General features: G+C 45.3%; 25 protein-coding genes. 15 read left to right on the forward strand and 10 right to left on the reverse strand.

Translation table 11 applies throughout. The features are described 5' to 3' along the window. Positions 1-235: 235 nt before the first annotated feature. Together GT360_RS15180 and GT360_RS15185 are read right to left on the reverse strand one after the other, a co-directional pair. Positions 236-1117 carry an NAD(P)-dependent oxidoreductase gene (locus GT360_RS15180; RefSeq protein WP_164649810.1) on the reverse strand — a complete coding sequence of 294 codons (882 nt, stop codon included), beginning with the start codon at positions 1115-1117 and terminating at the stop codon, positions 236-238. Positions 1118-1520: 403 nt separating this feature from the next. Further along, on the reverse strand, positions 1521-2240 hold the full coding sequence (locus tag GT360_RS15185; protein WP_164649811.1) for an SDR family oxidoreductase: 720 nt from the start codon (positions 2238-2240) through the stop codon (positions 1521-1523). Positions 2241-2394: 154 nt separating this feature from the next. Between GT360_RS15185 and GT360_RS15190 the strand changes: the two genes are divergently transcribed. From GT360_RS15190 to GT360_RS15200, 3 genes are all read left to right on the forward strand, one after another. Then, the gene (locus GT360_RS15190; RefSeq protein WP_164649812.1) at positions 2395-3288 is read left to right on the forward strand and encodes a LysR family transcriptional regulator; all 894 of its coding nucleotides are present in this window, start codon (positions 2395-2397) and stop codon (positions 3286-3288) included. A gap of 104 nt (positions 3289-3392) precedes the next feature. Beyond that, a complete protein-coding gene (locus tag GT360_RS15195; RefSeq protein ID WP_164649813.1) occupies positions 3393-5165 on the forward strand; it encodes an ABC transporter ATP-binding protein in 1773 nt (590 codons plus the stop codon). Beyond that, positions 5165-6925: an ABC transporter ATP-binding protein gene (locus tag GT360_RS15200; protein WP_164649814.1), complete on the forward strand. Its 1761-nt coding sequence runs from the start codon at positions 5165-5167 to the stop codon at positions 6923-6925. Before GT360_RS15195 ends, GT360_RS15200 begins: the two co-directional genes overlap by 1 nt. 54 nt (positions 6926-6979) lie before the next feature. Here GT360_RS15200 and GT360_RS15205 read toward each other — a convergent pair whose 3' ends face one another. From GT360_RS15205 to GT360_RS15235, 7 genes are all read right to left on the reverse strand, one after another. After that, positions 6980-8158 carry an MFS transporter gene (locus GT360_RS15205; protein WP_164649815.1) on the reverse strand — a complete coding sequence of 393 codons (1179 nt, stop codon included), beginning with the start codon at positions 8156-8158 and terminating at the stop codon, positions 6980-6982. Positions 8159-8210: 52 nt separating this feature from the next. Then, complete coding sequence (locus GT360_RS15210) at positions 8211-8684, reverse strand: GNAT family N-acetyltransferase (RefSeq protein ID WP_420825463.1); 474 nt, start codon at positions 8682-8684, stop codon at positions 8211-8213. Positions 8685-8783: 99 nt separating this feature from the next. Continuing rightward, complete coding sequence (locus tag GT360_RS15215; protein WP_164649817.1) at positions 8784-9155, reverse strand: hypothetical protein; 372 nt, start codon at positions 9153-9155, stop codon at positions 8784-8786. A 170-nt stretch (positions 9156-9325) separates the two neighbouring features. Then, positions 9326-9982, reverse strand: a complete 657-nt coding sequence (locus GT360_RS15220; protein WP_164649818.1) for a MarC family protein — start codon at positions 9980-9982, stop codon at positions 9326-9328. A gap of 164 nt (positions 9983-10146) precedes the next feature. After that, entirely contained in the window at positions 10147-10341 is a 195-nt protein-coding gene (locus tag GT360_RS15225) for a hypothetical protein (protein WP_164649819.1), read from the reverse strand. A gap of 149 nt (positions 10342-10490) precedes the next feature. Next, entirely contained in the window at positions 10491-11267 is a 777-nt protein-coding gene (locus GT360_RS15230) for a carbohydrate deacetylase (RefSeq protein ID WP_164649820.1), read from the reverse strand. Continuing rightward, positions 11264-12607 (reverse strand): 6-phospho-beta-glucosidase, encoded by a 1344-nt coding sequence (locus tag GT360_RS15235; protein WP_164649821.1) that lies wholly within the window; start codon positions 12605-12607, stop codon positions 11264-11266. The genes GT360_RS15230 and GT360_RS15235 overlap by 4 nt, the downstream gene beginning before the upstream one ends. 111 nt (positions 12608-12718) lie before the next feature. On the opposite strand from GT360_RS15235, the gene GT360_RS15240 reads away from it, so the two are divergent. Next, positions 12719-13594: a LysR substrate-binding domain-containing protein gene (locus GT360_RS15240; RefSeq protein WP_164649822.1), complete on the forward strand. Its 876-nt coding sequence runs from the start codon at positions 12719-12721 to the stop codon at positions 13592-13594. A 107-nt stretch (positions 13595-13701) separates the two neighbouring features. Here GT360_RS15240 and elyC read toward each other — a convergent pair whose 3' ends face one another. Beyond that, positions 13702-14520 (reverse strand): envelope biogenesis factor ElyC, encoded by an 819-nt coding sequence (elyC, locus tag GT360_RS15245; protein WP_164649823.1) that lies wholly within the window; start codon positions 14518-14520, stop codon positions 13702-13704. A 106-nt stretch (positions 14521-14626) separates the two neighbouring features. On the opposite strand from elyC, the gene cmoM reads away from it, so the two are divergent. The 11 genes from cmoM to GT360_RS15300 all read left to right on the forward strand — a co-directional run bounded on the left by cmoM (position 14627) and on the right by GT360_RS15300 (position 26153). Next, positions 14627-15424, forward strand: coding sequence for a tRNA uridine 5-oxyacetic acid(34) methyltransferase CmoM (gene cmoM, locus GT360_RS15250; RefSeq protein ID WP_164649824.1), 798 nt, complete (start codon positions 14627-14629; stop codon positions 15422-15424). Positions 15425-15426: 2 nt separating this feature from the next. Continuing rightward, positions 15427-16764 (forward strand): chromosome partition protein MukF, encoded by a 1338-nt coding sequence (gene mukF / locus GT360_RS15255; RefSeq protein WP_164649825.1) that lies wholly within the window; start codon positions 15427-15429, stop codon positions 16762-16764. Further along, positions 16745-17479 (forward strand): chromosome partition protein MukE, encoded by a 735-nt coding sequence (gene mukE / locus GT360_RS15260; protein WP_164649826.1) that lies wholly within the window; start codon positions 16745-16747, stop codon positions 17477-17479. Before mukF ends, mukE begins: the two co-directional genes overlap by 20 nt. Next, positions 17476-21930 (forward strand): chromosome partition protein MukB, encoded by a 4455-nt coding sequence (gene mukB, locus GT360_RS15265; RefSeq protein ID WP_164649827.1) that lies wholly within the window; start codon positions 17476-17478, stop codon positions 21928-21930. The genes mukE and mukB overlap by 4 nt, the downstream gene beginning before the upstream one ends. Before the next feature lie 267 nt (positions 21931-22197). Next, positions 22198-22593, forward strand: coding sequence for a DUF3465 domain-containing protein (locus tag GT360_RS15270; RefSeq protein ID WP_164649828.1), 396 nt, complete (start codon positions 22198-22200; stop codon positions 22591-22593). Between the two features lie 570 nt (positions 22594-23163). Beyond that, positions 23164-23637, forward strand: coding sequence for a MazG-related protein (locus GT360_RS15275; RefSeq protein WP_164649829.1), 474 nt, complete (start codon positions 23164-23166; stop codon positions 23635-23637). A gap of 30 nt (positions 23638-23667) precedes the next feature. Beyond that, the gene (locus GT360_RS15280) at positions 23668-24015 is read left to right on the forward strand and encodes an SH3 domain-containing protein (RefSeq protein ID WP_164649830.1); all 348 of its coding nucleotides are present in this window, start codon (positions 23668-23670) and stop codon (positions 24013-24015) included. A 47-nt stretch (positions 24016-24062) separates the two neighbouring features. Beyond that, positions 24063-24614, forward strand: a complete 552-nt coding sequence (locus GT360_RS15285) for a cysteine hydrolase family protein (RefSeq protein WP_164649831.1) — start codon at positions 24063-24065, stop codon at positions 24612-24614. Between the two features lie 52 nt (positions 24615-24666). Then, on the forward strand, positions 24667-25059 hold the full coding sequence (locus GT360_RS22070) for a GFA family protein (RefSeq protein ID WP_164649832.1): 393 nt from the start codon (positions 24667-24669) through the stop codon (positions 25057-25059). 32 nt (positions 25060-25091) lie between these two features. Further along, complete coding sequence (locus GT360_RS15295; RefSeq protein ID WP_164649833.1) at positions 25092-25499, forward strand: GNAT family N-acetyltransferase; 408 nt, start codon at positions 25092-25094, stop codon at positions 25497-25499. Between the two features lie 111 nt (positions 25500-25610). Then, complete coding sequence (locus GT360_RS15300; protein ID WP_164649834.1) at positions 25611-26153, forward strand: NADPH-dependent FMN reductase; 543 nt, start codon at positions 25611-25613, stop codon at positions 26151-26153. Positions 26154-26192 lie beyond the last annotated feature (39 nt).

Below are 26192 nucleotides of genomic sequence, written 5' to 3' on the forward strand. Positions count from 1 at the left end.
CCGCAGAGTATAAGGCAGTATTGCTTGAAGTATTTCGATCTAATTGCCCAAAGTATTTCGTTGAAACCGATGAAGCTGACTAAAAACGGTTTTGGTGATGGGCTGGATGAGGTTGAAATGTTTAAGTAGTTAACGGTCTAAAACCACCTGCTCATAAAGCAAAAAGGGCCAACTTTCGTTGACCCTTCAAATCGACTAGGTGCTTAAATCACCTATAAGCGATTTTTTTATCGAATTACTTCTTTAGACCAGTGAAGTAGTCGAAGATTACTGGTACGTCGTTTTGACCTAGACCAGCGTCTACAGCAGCTTGTAGGCTTGTAGAAGTACCTTGAGCGATTAGAGACTCAGTACCTAGCTCTTCACATAGAGCAAGGAAGTAGCCAAGGTCTTTGTTTGCGTTAGCAACAGAGAAGCCTAGTTTCTCTTCGCCATCTACAGCGTAGAACTTACAGAACTGCATGAATGGAGAGTTAGATGGACCCGCTGACATGATGTCAAATAGTTGCTGACCGTCTACGCCTGCTAGCTTAGCTACAGCGAAAGCTTGAGACATAGTAGCAACAGTAGTCATACCCATGAAGTTGTTAACTAGCTTAGTAACGTGACCAGAACCTAGAGCACCTAGGTGGAATACGTTTTCGCCTTGCTCGTCAAGAACTGGCTTAACTTTGTTGAAAGTTTCCATGTCGCCAGCAGCCATGATGTTTAGTAGACCATCTTTAGCGTGAGCTGGAGTACGACCTAGAGGAGCGTCGATCATACCTGCGCCGATAGCAGCTAGGTCAGCACCGATCTTCTTAGTAGAAGCTGGGATAGAAGTACCGAAGTCGATTAGAGTTTTGCCTTCAGACATACCCGCTAGGATACCAGTTTCGCCGTATACTACTTTCTCAACAACTTCAGAAGTTGTTAGACATAGCATAACGATGTCACTTTTCTCAGCTAGTTCTTTACCAGAAGCAGCTTCAGATGCGTTGCCGCGAGCTAGAACAGCTGCAACTGCATCTTTGTTAAGATCCATTACGTTAACTTCGTAGCCACGGTTTTGTAGGTTCTCAACCATGTTGCCGCCCATAAGGCCAAGACCGATGAAACCAATTACAGGTTTAGTCATTTCAGACTCCTAAAATGCATATTGTATGATTATTGAGATGTGACGTAAGCATATACTCATGAGCTGCAATACGCAATGATTGATTGTCAGGAAATTCTACTTGGATCTCAGTTTTGTCATACAAAAAGGGAGAAATGTAACTACCTAGATGTAGATTGGCTGGTATGTGAACGTTTGTTTCATCAAAGTTTAGCACTTGGCATCATCAGACAATTCACCTGTTTGACCATGAGTTTTGATAAAGTTGGTGATTGCTAGCGCACGGGAAGGGAGTGGTTTTTAGTCATACAATAGAATAATTGCTACTAGTGGTTGTTGCTTATTGTAACATGACAGAGGGGGGCTGCTTTAGATTGCTTGATAAGCATTCAAGCGGCCCCGTTCATTTTCATAAATCTAGCTGTTATGGTTGTTGCTTGGTTGGTGCAAGTGCAATCTCACGAACGCAAACATTTTGTGGCTGGTTGTATGCAAACTCCACTGCACGTGCGATATCATCAGCAGCGAGTACGCCGCCCATCTCTTCTTTCCAGCTATCGTAGCCATCTTTGATATCTTGAGAAGAGGTGTGCGATAGCAACTCTGTCTCAACCGCTCCTGGCGCGATAGTGGTTACGCGCACATTGGCAGCCGCGACTTCTTCACGCACGTTTTCAGAGATCGCATGAACCGCAAATTTAGTACCACAGTACGCAGCGTGGTTAGGGAACGTCTTTTTACCTGCGATTGAGCTGATGTTGATAATGGTACCGCTATTGTTGTTGATCATTGGCGTCAACACAGATTGCATACCATTCAACAGACCGAGTACGTTGACATCAAACATACGTTTCCACTCTGAAGCATCTTGTGTGTCAATTTGACCAAGCAGCATACAGCCTGCGTTGTTTACCAAGCCATCCACTGGGCCAAACTTCGCTTCTGCTTTTTCAATCGCAGCTTCAAAAGAGGCCTTGTCTGTCACGTCTACTTTTTCACATAGTGTATTTGGTAGGTTCAATGCTTCAAGACGATCGACACGACGAGCAAGCAATAAAAGAGGGTGGCCAGCATCGCTTAGACGACGAGCGATAGCTTCACCAATACCAGAGCTTGCACCAGTAATTACGATTAGTTTTTTCATTGTTTACTTCCTCAGTGTTAGGGACAGCGGGTTAGTGCTGCGATGGGGAGTAGTTTAGTTAGCTTCACTTTGTTGATATATATCACTTTGATTGAAACACTGTTGCACAGGTGCAACAATGTAGAAGTGTTACTTATAGAAGAAGCCTTAACAGATGTTAGACCAAGTGAATCTCGCCGATGTGCGCTCGTTCGTTTTGATTGCACAAAAAGGAAATTTTACTAAGGCAGCTGAAACACTGGGCGTTTCCCGGTCACATGTCTCTCGCCAGATCAGCAACCTTGAGAAGCAAATGGGGGTCACCCTGTTTATTCGCACGACTCGAACCCTTCGGCTAACAGACGCCGGGGACACTTTTTTCCAACAGTGTGATAAGGCATTGCATGATATTGACCAAGCCTTGTTATCAGCCGTAGATGAAGTTGAAATTGTTCGGGGTGAGATTCGAGTCAACTGTGTTGGTGGGTACTTAGGTGAAGATGTGGTGGCTGAAATCGCGTCGCAATTTATGAAGCAGCACCGTGAAGTTTCAGTAAACTTAGACTTCAGCAGCCATCGAGTCGATCTTATTGAAGAGTATTTTGATGTCGCTTTTCGTATGGGGAAACTAGATGATGCGGGGTTTATTGCACGAAAGATCATGGATGTGGAGATGAGTACGTTAGCTAGCACAGGTTATCTTCAGTCTTATGGCCGTCCTTCTCACCCGAAAGAGCTCGTGAATCATCACTGTTTGACAGGGTCGGTGAAGCGATGGAGTTGGCACCATCGAACAGAAGGCCAGCACTATGACATGAATGTCTCTGGTCAGCTTCAATGTAAAAATGGTCGAGTTTTAGTGAGAGGCGCACTCAATGGCAATGGGATTATTCGCGTTCCGAGTGTCTATTGCACTCAAGAAGTAGAACAGGGGAAGTTAGTTGAAGTATTTGATGACTGGGTGGTCCCTAGCGTCGATTTTTCTATTATCTACCACAGAGATAAATTCCAGCCAAAACGGATCCGAGCCTTTATTGATTTTGTCTATGATTACTTTTCGCGCTCTTGAAATTGATGAGTTAACCTTAAGTGATTAATTTCAACACATTAATGGGCGCTGTGGTAAAGTGCGCGCCTTAGTACGAATAAGAACACGAATCATTGACGGCCTAAATGACAAAAAAACAGCTGATCTTCCAATATCTTCATCTGAATCGTAAGTCGTATTTGCTTGCGATTGTCTTTATCTTTCTCGTTAACTGGCTTCAAGTTGAAATCCCCCGTTACATCCAGTTGGCTATCGACTTAATCGAGGATGGCTCTACCCAAGGGCACAATCAGCTTAAAAGCTATGTAGGGATGGTGGTTGCCATGTCTGTCGCCATGATTGTGGTACGCATTTGGTCTAGGATTTATGCGTTGAACCCTGGTCGAATAACGGAGGCTGCGCTCAAGAATACGCTGCTGCAAAAACTCAATCGCTTACCGAACAGTTTCCATCAACGTTTTGCTTCAGGCCGACTTATTTCAATAATCAACAATGACTTAACAGGTGTACGCTTGATGTTTGGCGTTGGCTTTCTCCAGTTTTTTAATGCACTGCTGGCGCTTTCGCTTACCCCTCTTTGGATGTGGCGTATCTCCCCAGAGTTAACCATGTACTCTATCATTCCTATCGCTATTGCATTTGTGATCTTCCGTATCGGTTTTAAGCGAATGAAGTCGCTACACATGGAGCACATGCAAAGGTTGCAAGACCTATCAGCTCAACTGATGAGTTACTTATCAGGGATAGATCTGATCAAAAGCCAACAGATGTCCCCTTGGGTGAGATCCGAAGTAGAGAAACTTAATCAGGCACTGCTGACTTGTCGAATGAAGATTACCCGAATCCAGGTGTTTTTTATGCCTGTGTTAGATTACGGCAACAACGTAATGAAAATCCTCATCCTTGGTTTGGGTGGTTACATGTTGATGAATCAAGAGCTCACCCTAGGCGAGATCACCGCGTTTCTGACTTATTCTGTTCTGTTAGCCATGCCTTTGATGGGGTTGGGGCGAATCGCTACGATCTTCCAGCGCGGTATGGTGGGGTTAGACAGTGCACAAACGATTCTCAATGCGACTGTCCCTTCCAGTGATGATCTGCGTTTGTCGGAAAAGGATGCCGACTCTGTTCTTGATAACTTAAAGAAAGGACAGTCCATCTCGGTAAGAAACCTGAGCTTTCAATATCAAGGGGAAGAGCGCAAAGTACTCGATGACATTAGCTTTGATATACCGGCAGGCAAAAAGGTGGGGGTACTGGGCAGTATCGGCGCAGGAAAAACGACGTTAGTTAACTGCTTGAATCACCACCTAGATATCCCTGAAGGGCACATTTTCTTAGGTGATACCGATATCGCTAACCTATCTCGCAGCGACTTGCGGCGCTACGTGAAGACCATTACTCAAGACCCTTATCTTTTTTCCGCTACCGTTGAAGACAACGTACGTTTTGGTAGCAAAGCTTCAAACATCAGCAGAGACCAGGTTGAAGAGGTATTGAAGCTGGCTCAGCTGTTTGATGACGTCAATCGATTAGAAAATGGTGACCAAACGCTGGTGGGCGAAAAAGGCGTGATGCTCTCCGGCGGGCAAAAACAGCGTTTGAGTATTGCGAGAGCGCTACTCGAGCCCGCGCAGTTAATCATTATGGATAACGTCTTATCGGCAGTGGATTACGAGACTGAGCGTAAGATTTTAGAAGGCTTGTTTGAGCGCCTTGAGCAGCAATCAGTATTAGTGGTGTCACATCGAGTCAATGCTCTTGAGTATATGGATGAAATTATCGTTTTAAATGAAGGGCGAGTGATAGCGAAAGGCAATCACAAAACACTGCTTAAAACCTGCCCTTATTACCTAGAGACATGGCAGCTGCAACAGAACCAACCGGAGGCAGAGTGATGTTAAAAGGGATCGATGTTCAATACCTTAAGCACTTCTTTCAGTTTGCTCGTAAGTACAAACGCACCGCGTATATCGGTATTGCCATGCTGCCGCTATCCATCGCAACGAGCCTGCTATTTCCTTGGTTGATCATTCAAGTCATCGATGTGCAGCTCAGCCAACGCAATATTGATGGCTTGTTGTTGTACGTTTTTTATCTATCGCTGGTGCTGGTCGCAAGTTACATTGTGGACTCCGCCTATTCATACTGTTTGAGAAAAACAGGCCAATACACGATTACCGATATGCGTAGTGTCTTGTTTGCGCGGGTATTGAAGCTGCCTCGCAGCTATTTCGATAGCCGCCCCATTGGCGTGACACTGTCGCGACTTACGAGTGACCTAGAAACCATTGGTGAGTCATTCGTACAGTCGATAGTTGGGCTTGTGAAAGATACCCTCAATACCATCGCGCTAATTACCATGATGCTCTTTATCGATTGGAAGCTGACGTTGATCGTGTTGTTTATCATGCCACCGGTGATGTACTTGACGGTGTATGTGCGAAATCGCTTGAGAGAACTGCACTTAATCACACGTTCAGCCCTTGCTAGAGGTGTCGGCTACTTGCAAGAAGCGCTATTGGGTATGAAGACCGTACAGTTTTATCGTGCTGAGTCACAAGTGGAAAATAAGTACCAAGGCTTCACCAATGAGTTCTTGAGAGCGCAGAAGAAGGTCAATAAATACGACGCTATCTTGTTTTCATTTATTTCAGGTATCACCTCTATCACGATCGCCTTGATGATATGGTATGGCTCAGAGCAAGTCCTTGAAGGGGCATTGACTCTGGGGGTGCTTATCGCGTTCATTAATACACTGGAAAAAGTGTTTGTGCCGATTCGAGACTTTACTTCTCAGATCGCCTCGATACAGAGCTCTTTTGCGGCATTTGACCATATCGAAGAGCTGTTTACCCAGCCGACAGAAGAAGAGGGGCGTAAACTTCGGGACAGCAAACAGGTCAGTAAGCCACTCACCACGTTTGAAAGCCTTGAGTTTAAGAATGTCAGTTTCCGCTACAAAGAAGGTTCGCCATACGTTCTTAAAAATGTCTCCTTTACCCTCAGTAAAGGGCACCAAGTCGCTCTGGTGGGCTCCACCGGTTCAGGGAAGTCGACCATTTTACGTTTGATATCGAAAACCTATCAAGACTACGAGGGTAGCATTCTACTCAATGGTATTGAGTTGTCTGAGATTTCGGTTGAGGATTGCAGTCATCTGTTTTCTCTAATGATGCAGGACGTGCATCTATTTGAAGAGACAATTAACTTCAATATTGCACTTGGTAAAGAGGCTGTTTCTGAACAGGACGTTGAAGAGGCAGCGCGTTATGTTTACGCCAACCGTTTTATTGAGCAGTTAGCCGGTGGCTATGACTTCAAGCTGGATAAAAATGGCGCAAACTTATCAGTGGGGCAAACCCAGCTTATTTCCTTTGCTCGCTCGGTGGCACAGGGCGGCCAAGTGATGATGTTAGATGAAGCAACCAGTTCGGTGGACTCGATTACTGAAGACTTGATTCAAAAAGCCATGCAGCGTTTGTTCAAAGAGAAGACAGTAATCGCCATCGCACACCGTTTGAGTACTGTCCGCCACTCTGATTTGATCTTAGTGCTGGAACAAGGGGAAGTGGTCGAGCGAGGCAATCACAATGAGCTGTTAAACCAAAACGGTGTCTATGCTGGCTTGTTGAACGAAACGATGGTGGAAGATTAAGGAGTGCAGAGCAGCAACCGTGATGGAAGCTGCTCTAATTTAAAGCGTTTAAGCTTATCTCCAGCTCAATACATTCACCTCATTGTTCTCACTTGGTTTTGCTGGGATATTAAATGATAGGACCAATGACATGCCTGCCATTACCGCACCAGCAAGAAAGACAAACGAGGGGGATGTAAGCCAGATAATGCCGAACGCCGCAGGAATGACGACAGCGGCGATGTGATTGATAGTAAAACTCACGCCAGCGGTAGAGGCCATATCGGCAGGATCTGCTATCTTCTGGAAGTAAGTTTTGATGGCCAGTGCAAGGGCAAAGAACAGGTGGTCGATAATATAAAGAGCTGCGGCCCATTCTGAGCTCTCAACAAACGCATACCCCACAAACACGCCGATTAAGCCGACGTACTCAAATATCAGTGCTTTTCTCTCTCCTACTTGTCCTATAAATCGACCAATTCTCTTTGCGAAGAGAAAGTTAAATAGGTAGTTCAATAGAAAAAGCAGTGTGATGTCCGCAGCAGAGTAGCCAAATTTTTCTACTAACAAGAAACCGGCAAAGACGGTAAATATTTGACGTCGAGCACCACTCATAAATGTCAGAGCATAGTAGAGCCAATAGCGTTTGCGAAGCACCAATTTGGTGGTTTGTTGCGTATGGGACTCAAACATCGGGAAGGCAAACGCAATCCATACCAATAGAACAAAACCGACACCACCAAACAACAGGTAAACCCACTTATAGTCGAGCTGAAACTGCTCTAAACACAGCCATAAAATACCGTAGGTGAAAAGGGAGGCTAAAGCTCCAACAGAGATGAGCTTACCCAACATCTCAGGTGCTTCATCTTTATCAAGCCATTGTAAAGAAAGCGATTGTTTGAGGGTTTCGAAGTAATGGAACCCAACAGACATCAGAAGTGTGGTTAGCATCAGCCCTAGAAAGCTAGGGAAGAACCCGGTCAATGCGACACCAAGGGTTAACATGGCCAGTGACAGCAACATAAAACGCTGCTCTCGGATAAAAGCTAATAAAAATATGGCGGTGAAGGCGAGAAAACCAGGGATTTCGCGAACGCTTTGTAGAATGCCGATGTCCGATCCATCGAAGTTTGCCTTTTCAATAACAAAGTTGTTCAGCAAGGCCATCCAACTGGAGAAAGCGATGGGGACGATAATTGAGACGATGATGAGGAAATTGTGCGGAGTTTTCCATGACTTTTGGCTGAGCATACCCTTGCTCCATATACGACTTAAACCACTAATCTAGCCTTATTTTACCTGTTCAGCCAATATCAAATGGCGCTATCTCATTCAAATCTATATATAAGCGCAACATGTCTTTGTGTTGAATGCCGTTTTCCCAGATTTCGTCATCGTAATTATTGAGAAAGTGATCTTTAAAAATGGTATCGATTCGAAAGCCGAGACGTTGATAATAAGTCAGCTGATAACCGAATGTCCCCGTTCCTAAAACGACTTTCCCGTCACTTATGCGCTTTATTTCGTTTAGAGCAAATTTAAGTAGCAACGTACCAATGCCATTACCCTGAAGATGAGGCACAACAGATACGTTGAAAATTTCACTTTCTTGGTCTGCGTTTGAGTTGATGATCACCGCTGCCACGACTTGCTCTTCAAATTTCGCGACAAAGCACTGACTATCTGAAAGGTATTTAGCGATTGCCTCTTCACTGGGATCGGCTTCTAGTAATAGTGCGAGTGGAATGTCATGAGGACTAATTGACAATAACTCCAAGGACGAAGTAGAAAAGTGAATATTTTTCATAGGGTAACCAAAGAAGGTAAGGGCAGAGTGCTGAGTGAATATCAGCACTCTAGAGGAAATTGGTTGACGTTAGATCTCTTTCATCGCCGATACAACGGATGGGTCGTTAAGTAGATTAAACAGCAAGCTCTTTGCAGAAGAGCGTTGAGAGTCAGAAAGCACTTTCTTAGGGTTTTCACGTGTTTGAGTAAGAATGTTCTTAACAAAGCGGCTGTTGGTCCCAGACAGTTCGTAGACGAAGCGCAGGGTATCGAGGAGCTCCCCTTGTGGAAGGCTATAAACGGCCATTTCACAACTTAGATTGTCCATCGCAAGCAGGTCATTCACCACAACTTTACGTTCCGCTTTAAATTTTTCTTGTGCATCATACGAATCGATCAAAGCTTGTACTCTGTCTGCTATAGCAACTGGTACTTCCATTGTTTTTGTTTCGCGAGTCATGACAGATTCTCCTACTTTCTATGATTCTTCTGCTTTGTCTTTGAATACTAACCGATATCGAACAACAAGGTATAGTTAAACAGTATTGATTGTATGGCCTTTGTACACTTGGGCACCGAAACTATCAATATGTAAACGAATCACCTGTCGATAGGGCGTAACTGTTGGCATCACGATGCTGTAGGTCCAAATAGCATAACGGCATCGTGTACGCCTTGTATCAGCATTTGCATACCAATCACCGTGAGAATCAATCCCATAATTCGAGTGACAATACTGATGCCACCCTCACCGATCTTCTCGACTAACTGAGGGCCAGCAATGAAACAGACAAAGGTAATGACACAAAGCACGGCAAACGCAGCGATTGTAACCAGAATATGAGTGATATCACCAGAGGCTGAATAGTTCATTGCTGTAGCGAGAGTGCCAGGCCCAGCAAGAATGGGCAGTGCCAATGGAGAGATCGCGATATCTCCCTCATCTTCCTCAATCTGTACGGCGGTTTGCGTCGCCTCTTGATGTGAGTGTATCTTCGACTGCTTGCCTTGCAGCATGTGATACCCAACGAGAAAGACTAAGATACCACCAGCTAAGCGAAGTGCGGGTAAAGTAATGCCAAATAGGCTAAAGATCCCTTTTCCCAGTAAACAAAACACGGCCACGATACAAAAGGCGCAAAAGAGCGCTTTGAACGCAATTTTACGTGTTTCTTGAGGGGACTTCGATGCCGTCATCCCAACAAAAACCGCGGTGTTTGCGATGGGATTCATCATAGCGAAGAAACCCATAAAGACGGTAACCACAAAGGTGCCCAAGTCGTGCATTGTCCAATTCCATTTTGATTCGGCCAGACTTAAAAGTAGCAGCAATTTTAGTTGCTTGTTGAGAAGTTGACGGGAGATTTAGGCATGGATTTAGCTGGGGCATAGCCTGGCTTTGTAGTGAGCAACCAAGCCAGATTAATGCTCTGGCTTGACCGCATACATAACTAATAGCCGTGACTATAGAGGAAGCTGTGGAAAACCCCACCAAATACCGCTCCTAGTATTGCGAAGATGATCGAGAGAATGATCATCGCTGGAATCGCAGCAATGGCGAGTTTAACGAGAAAGATGACCATTGAAAGGAATGGCATCTTAATATCAACGACAGTGACTTCTTGATTGGCTTTTTTATCATCCATAACAGTATTTCCTAACTAGTGTGAGTACGAGTTTAATAAAATCATTATCTTATGAAGTGTCAATGAATGAAAAGCCGCCTTTGTTTCAAAGTACGGCTTTGGTAATTAGAAATTGGGTTCAAAAAACGTCGAACAGCTCAGTTGAAGTATTAAGTGAACTCACGTTGAAGTTGCTGGAAATTGATGAGTTCAACTCCTTGCTGTGCGAGCCAAGTTCTAATTTCAAATGAGGTTAGAACCATCAATTCCACTTCTCTTTGACTGGTGTAACAAGAGAGGGATTTGAGAGAATCATCGTTATAAGCGGGATGGGCCATAATCTCAGTTGTGCCATTTTGCACTGACTCTAACAGCTCCAATATCGTTTGCTTAAAACCTGCCTTGTTAGCCCGTTCGGCGTAAAAACGAGCACTGAAACGATCGGTCGTTGGGACTTTAAGCTTGCCTATGTTGTTCTCGAAAAAATCACAGCGTCGACAAGGTAGCCCCACTTCATTGGCAAAAGCCAAGAAACCCTCACTGAGGTTTGGAAGAAAAGCGGCAAAGTGGTGAGAATCAATGTGAGTCAGGTTTACCCCTCTGCTTACTGCGAATCTATATTGGCTCATCGCCTCAGTGTAGACTTGCTCGGGTGGAATGGATTCACACAGCTTGCTGAGTTCAGAGTATGTTAGAAATTGTCCGTTTTCATCGATTAGGTCTGCTACATTTTTGATTGGTGAAATAGGCCGCCCTGAGGTTAGAGTGACATGGAGGCCGATGTTATCCAGTTGATGCTCTTTGATTAACTTAATTGCGTGCTCCGTCGCAGGCTGATTCGTCATCAAAGTCGTGCTAGTAACGACACCATTTTGCATTGCTTGAACAATGGCTCGATTGACTTGTTTCGTCAGCCCAAAGTCATCAGCATTGATAATAAGCTTCATTCTTTAACCCCACCGAGCCTATTTATGTCATCCCTTTTAAATGCGGGAGTCGCATCTAGGTTTTGTTCAAGAATTTCTTTTAGAGCAAGCTCTAGACTGCTGCCAGATTCGATGATTGGGTTTAACGTTAGGGCGCGAAGTGCTAATCCGACGCTGCCATTTATTGCGGCTTCTATCGTTAATTGCTCAAAGGTTTTCATTGTTTGGATCAGTCGCAGGGTATCTTGTGGGAACGCTTCGACACGCAATGGATGAGCGCCAGATGCACGGATGACGGAGCTTACCTCAACGACACAATCTATTGGTAATCCGTTAATGGCGCCATGATTGGTGGTGTTAACGTGCATAATTTCCCCAGTGTCATTGTAAATAGCGTTCATGAGGCGACATGCAGATTCTGAGTAGTATTGGCCTCCACGAAGTTCGAGTTCTTTGGGCTTTACGTCTAGGTTTGGATCTTTATAGATGTCGAATAGCTTGGTTTCTATTTCTTTGACGACATCAGCGCGGTTGGGCTTGTCTTGGTCGTGAGTTTGTTTAGGTTTTGTATCCCAAGAGGTATAGAAATAGCGGAGATACGCACACGGCAGCATTTCTAGCTGTCGCAATAAAATTGGAGACCAATCGAATGCTTCAATATTTCTAGGAAGCATTAAGTGATTATCGGTAATCGCGCGCTCTAGAATATAAGGCATTTTGTCTTGTCCCTTATATTGGATTTTACGCGCCCATATCAGGTGGTTCAGTCCTGCCACCTGAAAGAACAGTTCATCAGCCGTAGTATCGAGCACTTTTAGTACGCTCTGCTCCATGATAACGGGCACGTTACACAAGCCCAGAGTTTTGATGGAGGTTTGTTGCAAAATGGCCTCAGTCACCATCCCTGATGGATTGGTGAAGTTCAACAACCAAGCTTCAGGACATAGCTTTTCCATCTGTCGAGCGATATCGAGTGCGATGGGGATCGTTCGCAGTGCATTGGCTAGCCCAACAATGCCATTCGTTTCTTGAGCTATCATGCCAAACTTCGCGGCGATAGCTTCGTCTTGGACTCTGCTCTCTATGCCCCCAGCTCTGAACTGGGAACAGACAAAGTCAGCCTCTTTAAGTGCAGTTTCACGATCGTCAGTTAATATAACTTTCATCGAGTGGCCTGCTCTTTCAACCATCCGCAAAGCGAGCTGATAGATTATTTCCGCTTTCCAGCGGCCCGCTTCTATATCGACCAACCATAATTCTCTAATGGGAAGACTGCCCTCGCGTAACAGTAACCCCTCGATCAACTCTGGCGTGTAGCTTGAGCCCGCGCCAATCACAACAACTTTTAGATCTTTGTTCAAAACAATCTTCTCGCAATAAAATGGTTATGGATTAGAATTACCTAACCTATAGCCTCCTACAAATTGCGAATTTCGATATCCCCATAAATAAAACTAATGCATGTGGTATGTATGATTAGAAGCTCAGTCAATTACAGTAACCTCTATCTATTCCAAGTTGTGGCGAAATGCCTCAGCTTTACACAAGCGGGAAGTGCGCTGGGGATAACCCAAGCGGCTGTTAGTCACAGGATAAAAAACCTCGAAGAAGAGGTTGGGTGCAAACTATTTGTACGCAGGGTTAGAAGCATCACCCTAACCCCTGAGGGAAGCGAGTTGTTTGATTCGGTCTCTAGTTCGTTTGGGCGAGTGGATACGGTTATCGATGAGATAAGAAATCCCATTCCAAGAGGTGAAATTCGAGTTGGAACCTCTCCCCATTTTGCCGTAAATGTATTGATCCCCAGATTAGGCAGCTTTATCAAAGCATACCCTGAATTAACGGTGCGATTGGTCACGTCGTACGATTCACAAAGGTTTGATGATGAATCGATGGATCTAGCGATTGTATATGATCTTCCAACGATTGATTTCTATTGCGAAGAGTTAGGAAGTGAGCAGATACTCCCAATTTGCACCTTAGCCTACGCCCAAGAGCATCACTTGTTGGATGAGGGAACGTCACTATCTGGTGTCACCTTGATCAAAAATAGTCACTCGTCCGACTGGCAACAGTGGTTGACCAAACAAAAACCGCCGATACAAGAGTGCAAAGAGTTTATCGTTGATGAGTGGACATCTGCATTGGTTGCGGCACAGAGCGGGCTTGGCGTGGCAATTGGAAGGTACACTGCGGTCAAAGAGAAGCTAGAGACTGGCGAGCTTGTGGCTCCTTTCAAAAGGGTGACCACAGATAAGTCCTATTGGTTAGTCACGGTGCCGGGTATGGAAAATCGCGACAAATTTCGCCTGTTCTCAGATTGGTTAAAAGAGTCGGTGTTTGAATAGATCGAAGTGGGAGCGTTGACTGAATTAAGTAGGCTGCCTCAAAATAAAACACAAAAAACCGCCAATGGCTCAAACCAAGGGCGGTTTAAAAAAGCTCAAAGAGCAATCTAATTCTCTATTTCAGTTTCGCTAAGAATCTCTATTGGCGCTTCCATCGTCTTTGTTTCACCTGCCCAATCTCGAAGGGCTTTCCAATAGGTGCCAAGCGTTTCGTGCCAATAACGTTCTGTTTGCTCTAAATATTTTGCCTTAGGCATATACTTGTCCCAAGGTTGATTAATATTGTCATGCGCTAAGTAGTTGGTGGGTGCTGGAAGGGGTTTTAAACCAGCGGTATCAAACTCCTGCATTGCACGCTTCATGTGGCTCGCCGAGGTGACAACAACTAACTGCTTCTTACCGACATAAGCGGCGGCTTGGTGCGCTTCTTCCCATGTGTCTTTCGCCGTTTCTAGCAAAACGATATCAGATTTTGACACCCCTAAAGCCAGTGCGACTTTCGCCATCATTCGTGCATTACTTGTATCAGTACCGCCCGCATAACCAGAAAGAATCAGTTTAGCTCCGGGGTACATGCGCAAAATACGGATGCCTTCGCTTAGTCTCATCAAACCGGCGCGAGTCAGTTCTGAAGTAGGTGGAATTTGATCATCAACAACATGACCATTGCCTAAAACCATCACGTAATCGACAGATTTATCGATAGGTAGAAAAATACTGTACTGCCTTTCAAGAGGCATCAATAAACGGGTAGTTACAGGCTGAAAGGCAATCAGAAAGATGCCTATCAAAGCAAAAAGAACAATGAAACAGCCGGACTTACGTTTTGCTGTAAACATAATGAGCATCAGGCCGAAAAACGCCACTATGAGCATTGCTGGTAGCGGCATAAGCAGAGCTGAGACCACTTTTTTCAGTTCAAACATACAAAATAGCCCGAAAAAACATCAATTGAAGACAAATTAACACACTCCCTCTTTATTCCTAATCATCCTATGACAGAATAGCGGGTCGGAGGATTATGATATCGCAATGAAACAAACACAAGACCGCAATTTCGATGATATTGCCCACAAATTCGCAAAAAACATCTATGGCTCAGATAAAGGAGAAATCCGTCAAGTCATTGTTTGGGAAGACTTAGAAGCATTATTAGCGAATTTTGACCAACAAGAAACCCCTCTTACTGTTTTAGATGCAGGGGGCGGACTCGCTCAAATGTCACAAAAAGTGGCCAAACTGGGTCACGAGGTCATTCTATGTGACTTGTCCTCTGAAATGCTCAAGCTGGCAGAGAAGGATATTGAGGCGAATGGTCTGAGTGAACAGTATCGCTTTGTGCATAGCCCAGTGCAGGAGGTGGGAAACCATCTTGATGCCAAGGTGGATATTGCTATGTTTCATGCTGTGATGGAGTGGCTTGCTGACCCTGAAGAAGCACTCAAATTGCTCCTCAAACAAGTCAAAGACGGCGGTATGGCCTCGATTATGTTCTACAACCATCATGGGCTAGTTTACAAGAATGTAATTTGTGGCAATATCCCGCATGTACTAAACGGTATGCCGTTTAGAAAAAGGTTTAAATTACAGCCGCAAAAAGGTCTAAAGCCAGAGGACGTATATCAGTGGATCGAAGACGCAGGGTTTGAAATCTGCGGAAAATCGGGGATTCGATCGTTCAGTGATTACATCGGTGATAGAGAGTTTGTTGGCGATTACGAATATGAAGACGTATTGGCATTAGAAAAACAACTTTGTCGACAAGAGCCATACCTCTCATTGGGTCGATACATTCATGTATGGGCCAAAAAGAAGCAACAACAGGAATAATAATGAGTGAGATGACTCACAATGTAGCTGAGCAGCCGGTGGATGAACTGGTTAGCTGGGTACAGAGGAATGATTTTTCTCTCAGCCTACCTCCTGAGCGCTTAGCCTTTCTCATTGCACTTGCCGTATTAAGCAACGAGCGATTTGATGAAGAGCTGGGGGAAGGTGAACTGCATGATGCATTCGCGATTGTCTCGAAAATGTTTCCTGAGACAGGTGAAGCGTCAGCGTTCCGAGCGAACAACGCCATCAATGATATGGTGAAACAACGTCTTATTAGCCGATTTACGAGTGAAATCAACGATGGTGCTAGCATCTATCGTTTATCACCGTTGGCGATTGGCATTTCAGATTACTACGTCCGTCATCGAGAGTTCTCTAAGTTGCGTTTGTCTATTCAGCTGTCCATGGTGGCAGATGAAATGGCAAAAGCACTGCAAGCAGCTCAAGAGGGCGGTACTCCCGCACATTGGAAAAAGAACGTTTATGGCGTTCTGCGTTACTCCGTAGCTGAGATTTTCGACCAGATCGATCTCAACCAGCGTGTGATGGATGAGCAGCAGCAGCAAGTCAAAGTTCAGATTGCAGAGCTGCTAAATAAAGACTGGCGCGAAGCCATCAATAACTGTGAACAGCTATTGTCAGAAACTTCTGAAACACTAAAAGAGCTGCAAGACACCTTGCAAGCGGCAGGTGATGAGCTGCAAACGCAGATCTTAGATATCCAAGAGCAGGTCTACGGCAATGAAGAACTCGACTTCATTGACGAAACGCTATTTAGCCTGCAAATGAAGTTGGATCGCATCACAAGCTGGGGTCAACAAACCATCGATCTTTGGATCGGTTATGACCGCCACGTCCACAAGTTTATTCGTACAGCGATTGATATGGATAAGAACCGAGCGTTCAGCTCGCGCTTACGTCAATCACTGAAAGACTACTTCGACCAACCATGGTTCCTCACTTATGCCGATGCAGAGCGTCTGACTGACCTGCGTGATGAGGCGCTAGTCCTTCGCGATGATGAAGTGACTGGTCAAGTGCCAATGGAAGTGGAATACGAAGAGTTTGAACAAGTCAATGATGAGCTGTCAGAGCGTATCGGTGACATGCTGAAGGCCCACAAAGACCAAGGCAACCCGATCGATCTCGGTGCGGTATTGCGTGATTACCTCGCAGAGCACCCACACACTCATCATTTTGATTTAGCTCGCATCGTTGTTGATCAAGCGGTACGTATGGGTTACTCAGAATCTGACTACCAAGCGATCCAGCCAGATTGGCAGGCAATCAACGACTTTGGCGCAAAGGTACAAGCAAATGTCATCGACAGATACTAACGACTACATGCCAGAGAATCTGGTAAAAGCAATCTCTAACCCTCTGTTCCCGCAACTCGACAGCTTGTTGCGTGCAGGGCGTCATATCTCTAGCGAAGATCTGGATAACCACGCACTACTTTGTGATTTTGAAGTAGAGCTGGGTCAGTTCTATCAGCGTTACAACACAGAGCTAGTAAAAGCCCCTGAAGGCTTTTTCTACCTGCGTCCTCGTTCAACGTCACTCATTAGCCGCAGTGTACTATCTGAACTTGATATGTTGGTAGGTAAAGTATTGTGTTTTCTTTACCTTAGCCCAGAGCGTTTGGCGCATGAAGGTATCTTCACCAACCAAGAGTTGTATGAAGAGCTCATGACGCTAACCGATGAGAAAAAACTGATGAAGCTGGTGACCAACCGCGCATCAGGCTCTGATCTCGATAAAGAAAAACTGTTTGAGAAAGTGCGTACGTCACTACGCCGCCTTCGCCGTTTAGGCATGGTGATCACCGTTGGTGAAACAGGTAAATTCCGTATTAGTGAAGCGGTGTTCCGCTTTGGTGCGGATGTGCGTGTGGGTGATGACATGCGTGAAGCGCAGCTTCGTCTGATCCGTGATGGTGAAGCGGTAGTGCACACGCCAGAGCCAAGCCAAGGTAGCCTGCTAGAGCAGGGCGACAACGAGAACATTGAGGTTGAGACACAACCTGAGCATGCGCTAGAGGATGAAGCATGATTCAACGCGGTAAATATCAATCACTGACCATGGTGAACTGGAACGGCTTCTTTGCACGCACGTTCGACATCGATGGTCTAGTGACAACACTTTCAGGCGGTAACGGTGCGGGTAAGTCCACCACAATGGCAGCCTTCATCACAAGCTTGATCCCAGACCAAAGCTTGCTTCATTTCCGTAACACCACAGAAGCTGGCTCAAGCCAGTCTTCTCGCGATAAAGGTCTTTACGGTAAGCTTCAAGCGGGTGCGTGTTACGCGGCGCTAGACGTGATCAACTCACGTAACCAACGTCTCCTATTTGCGGTTAAGCTGCAACAAGTGGCGGGCCGTGATAAGAAAGTGGACATCAAGCCTTTCGTTATCCAAGGCTTGCCGATGGATGTGAAGCCAACGGATATTCTTATAGAAGCGGTATCAGACAACCAAGCGCGTGTACGTCAGATTAATGAAGTCAAAGAAGCGGTAGCGCAATACGAAGGCACTCACTTCAAAGCGTTCAACTCAATCGTGGATTACCACGCTCAAATGTTTGAGTTTGGCGTGATTCCTAAGAAGCTACGCAACTCAAGCGACCGCTCTAAGTTCTATCGCTTGATTGAAGCATCGCTTTACGGTGGTATCTCAAGTGCTATTACTCGCTCGCTACGTGACTACCTATTGCCACAAAACGGCGGTGTGAAGAAAGCGTTCCAAGATATGGAATCGGCACTGCGTGAAAACCGCATGACGCTAGAAGCCATCAAGGTCACGCAGGCAGACCGTGACCTCTTCAAGCACTTGATCACGGAGTCAACCAACTACGTTGCTGCAGACTACATGCGCCATGCTAACGAGCGCCGCAAGAAGCTGGACCAAACCATGGCTCTGCGCCAAGAGCTATTCGGCTCTCGTCAAACGCTGATTGAACAGAACCAGCTAATGACTCAAGTTCAAGAAGAGCTCGAGTTGCTGATGGACCAAGAAACGGCACTTGAGGTTGATCACCGCGCTGCATCTGACCACCTTCAATTGGTGCAAAACGCACTGCGTCAGCAAGAAAAGATCATCCGTTATCAAGAAGATCTGGAAGAGCTTAGCGAGCGCCTTGAAGAGCAGATGATGGTTGTCGAAGAAGCGCAAGAGCGCGTTTTGATGGCCGAAGAGCAAGCCACGGTTTCTGAGGAAGAAGTGGACAGCCTGAAGACTCAGCTGGCTGACTACCAACAAGCGCTTGATGTACAGCAAACCCGTGCGCTGCAATACCAACAAGCAGTGCAAGCGCTTGAAAAAGCGAAGTCACTGTTGGATGACGATGCGCTGACGGCAGAAAGTGCTCAGGCATTGGTTTCTGAGCTAAAGAATCAAGAAGCGAACAACACTAACGAACTGCTTTCTATCAAGCATAAGCTAGACATGTCTTCGGCAGCTGCAGAGCAGTTCGATACAGCGTATAAGCTAGTGAAAAGCATCCTGGGTAATGTTGAGCGCAATCAAGCCGCTGCCCAAGCAAAAGCGATCTTCAAGCAAGCTCGTGATGCGCAGCAAGTCGTTGAAAACGAGCAGCAATGGCGCGCTCAACACCGCGACTTAGAACGCAATATCAACACTCAACGCCAAGTGAAAGAGTTGGTCGATGGCTACCAAAAACAGTTTAACTCAGCACTTGAAGATGAGCTTGCGGTTGAGCAAGAGCGTGAACGTCACGCAATGCAGCTAGAAACTCTAGACGTAGCGCAAGACGAGCTTCGCGAACAGCGCAGTGAACAGCGCCGTAACGAGCAAGACCTGAGCACGGAAATTAAGCGCCTAGAATCTATCGCTCCTGATTGGATTGCAGCGCACGATGCACTAGAAACTCTGCGTGAGCAAAGCGGTGCAGCGCTAGAAGACAGCCAAGCGGTCATGTCTCAGATGCAGCTTGTTTTAGAAGATGAGAAAAATCTCTCTCTAGAAAAAGACAAACTAGCTACACGTCGTAGCGAGCTAGAGAGCGAGATTGAACGCCTAGCTTCACCTGGCGGTTCGAATGACCCTCGTCTTAAAGGCCTTGCCGATACACTAGGCGGCGTACTGCTATCTGAAATCTATGACGATATCACCATTGGTGATGCGCCATACTTCAGCGCAATGTATGGCCCGGCGCGTCATGCCATTGTGGTTTCTGATTTATCAGACATCGAAGAGAAGCTGGTTGAGCTTGATGACTGCCCAGAAGACTTGTACATCATTGAAGGTGACATTGACGCCTTTGATGACAGCAGCTTCAACGCAGAAGAGCTAGAAGGTGCAGTGTGTGTTCGCCTGAACGAGCGCCAAATGCGTTACTCTCGCCTTCCAGAGATCCCCCTGTTTGGCCGTGCAGCTCGTGAGCAGCGCCTAGAGCTACTGCGTAACGAGCGCGAACACGTGGTTGAGCAACACGCGAAAGCAGCATTTGATGCCCAGAAGCAGCAGCGTCTATTCCAAGCCTTCAATAACTTCGTGGCGAAACACATACAAGTTGCGTTCAACGCAGACCCAGAGCAAGCCCTTGTGGTCGCGCGTGATAAGCGCACTCAGATTGTACGTGTGCTTAGCGATTTAGAAAGCAAAGAGCAGCAGCAACGCAGCCAAGTAACCACGAGTAAGCAAGCACTGACTGCCCTAGATAAGATCGTTCCAAACATGCGTCTTATTGAAGACGAAACACTGGTTGAGCGCTTCGAAGAGCTTGAAAGCAAACTGGCGCAACTATCAGAAGCGAAAACTTTCCTCAATGCACACCACAAAGCGGTGACTGAGTTAGAAGGCATTGCCAATGCGCTAGAGGCTGACCCTGAGCAGTTCGACGCACTACAAAACCAATACCAGCAAGCAGACCAAGATCTACAAAGCCTAAAAGCGAAGATCTTTGCACTGGCAGATTTGGTTGAGCGTCGCCATTACTTTAGCTATTCAGACTCCGTTGATCTTCTCAACAAGAGCAGCGAACTGAGTGAGCAACTCAAAGCCAAACTGGTTGAAGCTGAAGCCGCACGTACGCGCTCTCGCGAACAGCTAAAACAGTCTCAAGGCCAAATGAACCAATACAACCAAGTATTGGCATCATTGAAGAGCTCGCACCAAGCGAAGCTAGAGACCGTTCAAGAGTTCCGCCAAGAGTTGCAAGAGTTTGGTGTTAACGCTGATGAAGGTGCAGAAGAGCGCGCACTTCGTCGCCGTGACGAGCTACAAGAGCGTCTTCACACTTCTCGCAGCCGTAAGAGCGAATATGAGCGCACGCTCACCTCAACCGAGCTTGAGATGAAAGGTCTTGCTAAGCGGATGAAGAAAGTACAAAAAGAGTACATTGAATTGCGTACCTTCGTTGTGGCAGCTAAAGCAGGTTGGTGTTCAGTATTACGTCTAGCGCGTGAAAACGATGTAGAGCGTCGTCTACATAAACGTGAGCTCGCTTACATGAGTGCCGATGAGCTTCGCTCTATGTCGGACAAATCTCTAGGTGCGTTGCGTCTAGCGGTGGCTGACAATGAAGACCTACGTGATGCACTGCGTCTATCAGAAGACAATGCACGTCCAGAGCGTAAAGTACTGTTCTACATCGCAGTTTATCAGCACCTACGCGAACGTATTCGTCAAGACATCATTCATACTGATGATCCGGTAGAAGCGATTGAAGAGATGGAAGTGGAGCTTGCTCGACTAACAGAAGAGCTCACGCAGCGTGAAAACCGACTAGCAATTAGCTCTGAGTCAGTGGCGAGCATCATCAAGAAGACGATTCAGCGCGAGCAGAACCGCATCCGTATGCTTAACCAAGGTCTATCAAACATTAACTTCGGTCAGGTTAACGGCGTTCGTTTGAACGTGAAAGTGCGTGAGAGCCACGAAGTGTTGCTTGCAAGCCTTGCAGCGCAGCAAGACGCTCACAAAGATCTGTTCGAAACGTCTCGCTTTACTTTCTCAGAAGCGATGGCGAAACTGTTCCAACGCGTGAACCCACACATCGATATGGGCCAGCGCTCGCCACAGGTATTGGGTGAAGAATTGCTCGATTACCGTAACTACCTAGAGCTAAGCGTGGAAGTCAACCGTGGCTCAGATGGTTGGTTACAAGCGGAATCAGGCGCACTATCAACGGGTGAAGCGATCGGTACCGGTCAGTCAATCCTATTGATGGTCGTTCAAAGCTGGGAAGAAGAGTCACGCCGTCTACGTAGCAAAGACATCGTCCCATGTCGCCTACTGTTCCTTGATGAGGCAGCTCGTCTCGATGCGAAATCGATCTCGACGCTATTCGAGCTGTGTGACCGCCTAGACATGCAGCTTCTCATCGCCGCACCAGAAAACATTAGCCCAGAGAAGGGCACTACGTACAAACTAGTGCGTAAAGTGTTCAAAGACCACGAGCACGTACACGTGGTTGGTCTGCGGGGGTTTGGACAGACGGATAAAGCGGAAGCTCAGCAGGAAGTACTTGAAGAGGTATAAAGCCGAACTTGCTTGAGTCACATGAAGATAGGGGAGCTGAACTAATCAGCTCCCCTTTTTTTGTCCTTGAACAAAGTTAAAGCATTTAATCTTTGCAGTCATATAAACAAGTATGCATTATGTTGCATTGGTGTTTTTATGTACTTAGGCAAGTTTCTGATTTTTTGATGTTTAAATGATGCTCTAGAGCATGGTGCGGCAAAATGTAATTAAAGAGACAGCTCATTGTCTTAAATAAAGTGTTGTATGAGTCGGAAGGAAGAATAGGTGAAGAGATTAATTGCGATATTTGCAGCAGTTTTGTGCTTAACTTCGATAGGTATCCAAGCCAACGATTATCAATTAAAACAAGTATATGAAAACCGTCAAAGTGATATTCAAGTTCAAGGTTCAGGTAAAGTAATTCGCTTGCTACCTGACGATAATGACGGTAGCAGGCATCAAAAATTTATATTGAAACTGAACAGCAAGCAAACCTTACTTGTTGCGCATAATATAGACTTAGCTCCTAGAATCCCAGATCTAAAGCTGGGCGACAGTGTGGAGTTTTACGGTGAGTATGAGTGGAATAACAAAGGTGGTGTCATGCACTGGACACACCATGATCCAAACAATCGACACCCTCATGGTTGGTTAAAACATAATGGCAAGAAGTACGAGTAGCAATTCACAGAAAAAACGGTTCAAGAATGACTCGTTGTAACGCGGGACATTTTTGCTAGCCGTTGAATTGAGTCATTTGAGCTGTGTGGCGGTTTGGATATTGCATTGCTCACACCATAGTAGAGAGTTAAAGGTAAGGGGAAAAATGTGGGCATGGTTATTGGGTATACTTTATTTTTTGTGATGATGGTTTCGTTGTTGATGTGTATATTTTGCTGCCATCAATATGTAAAAAAAGCGAACAAATTAGGCTTAGCAGACAAGTTTAAATTTCACACGACTCTGTATTCCCTTCCTTTGTGGTTTGCGATCTATTACTTCCCTGTTAGTGATTATTCGGGACCAGATAACTATGATAGGCTCATTCTCATCTGGTCGATAAAGACTTCTACTTTTATATTGGCCCCAGCCATAGTTGGGCTAATACTATTGACTACAAAATTCCTTATTCATAGAGATAACGTATAACAAGACACTCAACTACTAGCATTTTGCTACGCGACGTATATGCCAAGGATTTGTGCAGTTTAGCTTAGCATTAGGACACAAAATCATCATGAAGGATCATAAGTGAACGATAAAGTAAGAGACGCTCTTCTTTGGCTGAAAGACATTCTCGAGAAGAATCAGATTGAGTACCAAATAGTTGGTGGTTTCGCTGCGTTTCTCCATGGCGGAAGTCGTGAAATTGCGGATATTGATTTATACATTAATAAATCAGACGCAGAGAAATTGTTACCAAATGTTGTTGATTTTATATCTAAGCCTCTAACTCATTACGTCGAAGGTGGCTGGGATTTAGAGTATCTGCAGCTCATATACCGCACTCAAAAGATCGAGATTGGTTTAACCCCAGGTACAAGAATCCAATCAACTGATGGAGTGTGGTTTGAATTAGAAACAGACTTCAACACATCAGTCGCTAGAACTTACAAAGGAATTGAGGTTTCTGTGATTCCAGTTGACAAGTTATTGGAGTATAAGCGTATTCTTGGTCGTGAAGTCGACCTTATAGACATTGTTGAACTAGAGCACCTTAAGTGATGGTTATGTGAATGAAGGAACAAGAACACAATGATGTACACGGTAGTTAAGAGTTATTCGGATGCACCTGAGTCTCCAATAGAGGTGCGCAAAGGTGAAGAACTTCAGTTTGTCGAAGAGTCTGATCCTGACGGTAATTGGCCAAACTGGGTATTTTGTCGTGGAGCAGAGAAGGAAGGTTGGGTACCCAAGCAAATACTTGAGTTCGGGCAGTTCAAAGTCCATGTGCTTCAGGACTACTGTGCCAGAGAACATACTTTGGCTGTTGGGGAAGTTTTGCTAAAGGAGTACGAGCTCAATGGCTGGATTTGGTGCCAAAAAATTGAGGGTAGCAAAGAATCTGGATGGGCTCCCCTAAATCATCTAGCCATAGTGTAGATTCCTATGACAAAGCTTTAAGGCGCTCTCCATATCAGAGGATTATAATGAAACCTGCGGTATTAGTTATTGATGTTCAGTCGGTTCTATTCGACCCAGAGCCTCAACCATTTGAATCACAAATTGTACTCAACAATATTAATCAAGTTACGAAATGGGCGCGTAGTAAATCTGCACCTGTTATTTTCATCCAGCACGAACAACCCAAGTCTGTTATTGAGTACAAGAGCGTGGGGTGGGAATTACAGTCTAGTTTGGTCACTCAAACCTGTGATCATTTCGTTCGTAAAACAACACCAGATTCGTTTTTGAATACTAATCTTCAAAGTGTATTAAATGAGCTTGACGTTGATAGTATCATTGTGTGTGGTTATGCCTCTGAGTTTTGCATTGATACTACCGTTCGTCGGGCAGCTGGATTAGGTTATTCCGTAACTTTGGTTTCAGATGCTCACACCACTCATGATAAGGAACACGCCACAGGTGCTCAAATTCGAGAACACCACAATGCCACGTTACCTAGTATGTCGAGTTTCGGTGTCAAAATTAGAGCGATTGAGGCTGGCGACTTATTGGACGTAGGGCTAACAGATACTTAATAGTGATTAGTAATGTTAGGATTACAAAGCATAGTCTTTCAGTGAGGAAATAATGGAATATTTTGGCAGCTGCCACTGCGGTGAAATTCAATTCTCGGTCGAAGCGCCAGAGATAATCGAGGCCGATCTTTGCAACTGCTCAGTATGCAGGAAATCTGGCTATCTTCATCTCATTGTCCCCAAATCAAAGTTCCAATTGCTTAAGGGTCGAGAGAAGTTAGAAGTTTACACGTTCAATACACATGTAGCGAAGCATTACTTTTGTCGAGTCTGTGGGATGAAACCCTTCTATGTACCGCGTTCAAACCCTGATGGAATGGATATAAACGTGAATTGCATAGATACCGCGATTACCAAGCTTTTAATATCTGATTTTGATGGCAAAAACTGGGAGCCGAATGCTCATAAACTTGCCCACAAAAGCAAAGAAACCTTACAAAGTTAGATTGGTGTTCGCATTTATTCAATAGGAGAGATATGGAAGTTTCGGTCAAAATAAGCAATGACTTAGAAGTCGCAGAAGTTGTTGAGCTATACCAAGCCAATGGCTGGTCTTCTGCTGAGGTTCCAGACAAGTTAATTCCAGCACTATTAAATTCAGACACATTGGTAACAGCCCGGCTAGATGGAAAGCTTATCGGCATCGGCAATGCTATCTCTGATGGCTATTTAGTTGTGTACTATCCACACATGTTGGTCGATCCACGCTTTCAGGGTTTGGGCGTTGGCCGAAAAATGATGGAATTAATGCAAACCCGATACAAAGGTTTCCACCAACAAATGCTGACGGCTGATGGGGAAGCGGTCGATTTCTATAAAGCCCTCGGGTTTGAGAGAGCGGGTAAAACTGAGCCTATGTGGATTTATGCTGGAAATGATCATTAGCGTCCACTACTGATTTGGTGACTACCCAGTCAGTTTAACTGTATAAAGCACAGTACTTTAGGTACTCTGTTGGCATACTAGCTCATCATCTACAAAGGGTATTATAAAACGATGAAGTTGTTATTGTTATCAGGAAGCTTTCATTCAAAGAGTCGAAGCATCGCCATCTTGAAGGCCCTTAAAGGGTACTTTCCAGAGCATCAATATATCTTGCCAGAACTCAATTCTTTACCATTCTACTGTGAAGACCTAGCCAAAGATAAGCCAGAGAATATTCTTCAATTGATCGAAGATGTCGAAACGTCCGATGGCATTATCGTTTGTTCGCCTGAGTACAATCATAGTGTTCCTGCTGTCGTTAAAAATGCCATTGATTGGGTCTCAAGGCCGGCGTTCAATTCGTGCTTGAAGGGTAAGCCGGTGACCATCATCACTCAGGCCAACAGCCCTGTGGGTGGCGCAAGAGCACAAGCACACTTCAAATTGGTGTTTGATTCAACAATTTCTGCGATCCATCCCGTCCATGAAATGACGATCACAGGTGTAGATAGTGTATTCAACGCTGAATTTGAGATAGTCGATGCCACGGTCGAGGAAAGGCTGAAGAGGCATATGACTAGCTTTGTCGAATTTATTGATGATAGAAACTCATAACCATCAGCGCAATTAGCGGGGGAGTATGGGCAGCTCGTT

This window comes from Vibrio astriarenae (assembly GCF_010587385.1).
GTDB lineage: Bacteria > Pseudomonadota > Gammaproteobacteria > Enterobacterales > Vibrionaceae > Vibrio > Vibrio astriarenae.

Excerpts from the sequence above, each read along its gene's own strand:
- GT360_RS15180 (WP_164649810.1), bottom strand. The coding sequence starts at position 1,117 with ATGACTAAACCTGTAATTGGTTTCATCGGTCTTGGCCTTATGGGCGGC.
- GT360_RS15185 (WP_164649811.1), bottom strand. The coding sequence starts at position 2,240 with ATGAAAAAACTAATCGTAATTACTGGTGCAAGCTCTGGTATTGGTGAA.
- GT360_RS15190 (WP_164649812.1), top strand. The coding sequence starts at position 2,395 with ATGTTAGACCAAGTGAATCTCGCCGATGTGCGCTCGTTCGTTTTGATT.
- GT360_RS15195 (WP_164649813.1), top strand. The coding sequence starts at position 3,393 with ATGACAAAAAAACAGCTGATCTTCCAATATCTTCATCTGAATCGTAAG.
- GT360_RS15200 (WP_164649814.1), top strand. The coding sequence starts at position 5,165 with ATGTTAAAAGGGATCGATGTTCAATACCTTAAGCACTTCTTTCAGTTT.
- GT360_RS15205 (WP_164649815.1), bottom strand. The coding sequence starts at position 8,158 with ATGCTCAGCCAAAAGTCATGGAAAACTCCGCACAATTTCCTCATCATC.
- GT360_RS15215 (WP_164649817.1), bottom strand. The coding sequence starts at position 9,155 with ATGACTCGCGAAACAAAAACAATGGAAGTACCAGTTGCTATAGCAGAC.
- GT360_RS15220 (WP_164649818.1), bottom strand. The coding sequence starts at position 9,982 with ATGCACGACTTGGGCACCTTTGTGGTTACCGTCTTTATGGGTTTCTTC.
- GT360_RS15225 (WP_164649819.1), bottom strand. The coding sequence starts at position 10,341 with ATGGATGATAAAAAAGCCAATCAAGAAGTCACTGTCGTTGATATTAAG.
- GT360_RS15230 (WP_164649820.1), bottom strand. The coding sequence starts at position 11,267 with ATGAAGCTTATTATCAATGCTGATGACTTTGGGCTGACGAAACAAGTC.
- GT360_RS15240 (WP_164649822.1), top strand. The coding sequence starts at position 12,719 with ATGATTAGAAGCTCAGTCAATTACAGTAACCTCTATCTATTCCAAGTT.
- elyC (WP_164649823.1), bottom strand. The coding sequence starts at position 14,520 with ATGTTTGAACTGAAAAAAGTGGTCTCAGCTCTGCTTATGCCGCTACCA.
- cmoM (WP_164649824.1), top strand. The coding sequence starts at position 14,627 with ATGAAACAAACACAAGACCGCAATTTCGATGATATTGCCCACAAATTC.
- mukF (WP_164649825.1), top strand. The coding sequence starts at position 15,427 with ATGAGTGAGATGACTCACAATGTAGCTGAGCAGCCGGTGGATGAACTG.
- mukE (WP_164649826.1), top strand. The coding sequence starts at position 16,745 with ATGTCATCGACAGATACTAACGACTACATGCCAGAGAATCTGGTAAAA.
- mukB (WP_164649827.1), top strand. The coding sequence starts at position 17,476 with ATGATTCAACGCGGTAAATATCAATCACTGACCATGGTGAACTGGAAC.
- GT360_RS15280 (WP_164649830.1), top strand. The coding sequence starts at position 23,668 with ATGATGTACACGGTAGTTAAGAGTTATTCGGATGCACCTGAGTCTCCA.
- GT360_RS15285 (WP_164649831.1), top strand. The coding sequence starts at position 24,063 with ATGAAACCTGCGGTATTAGTTATTGATGTTCAGTCGGTTCTATTCGAC.
- GT360_RS22070 (WP_164649832.1), top strand. The coding sequence starts at position 24,667 with ATGGAATATTTTGGCAGCTGCCACTGCGGTGAAATTCAATTCTCGGTC.
- GT360_RS15295 (WP_164649833.1), top strand. The coding sequence starts at position 25,092 with ATGGAAGTTTCGGTCAAAATAAGCAATGACTTAGAAGTCGCAGAAGTT.
- GT360_RS15300 (WP_164649834.1), top strand. The coding sequence starts at position 25,611 with ATGAAGTTGTTATTGTTATCAGGAAGCTTTCATTCAAAGAGTCGAAGC.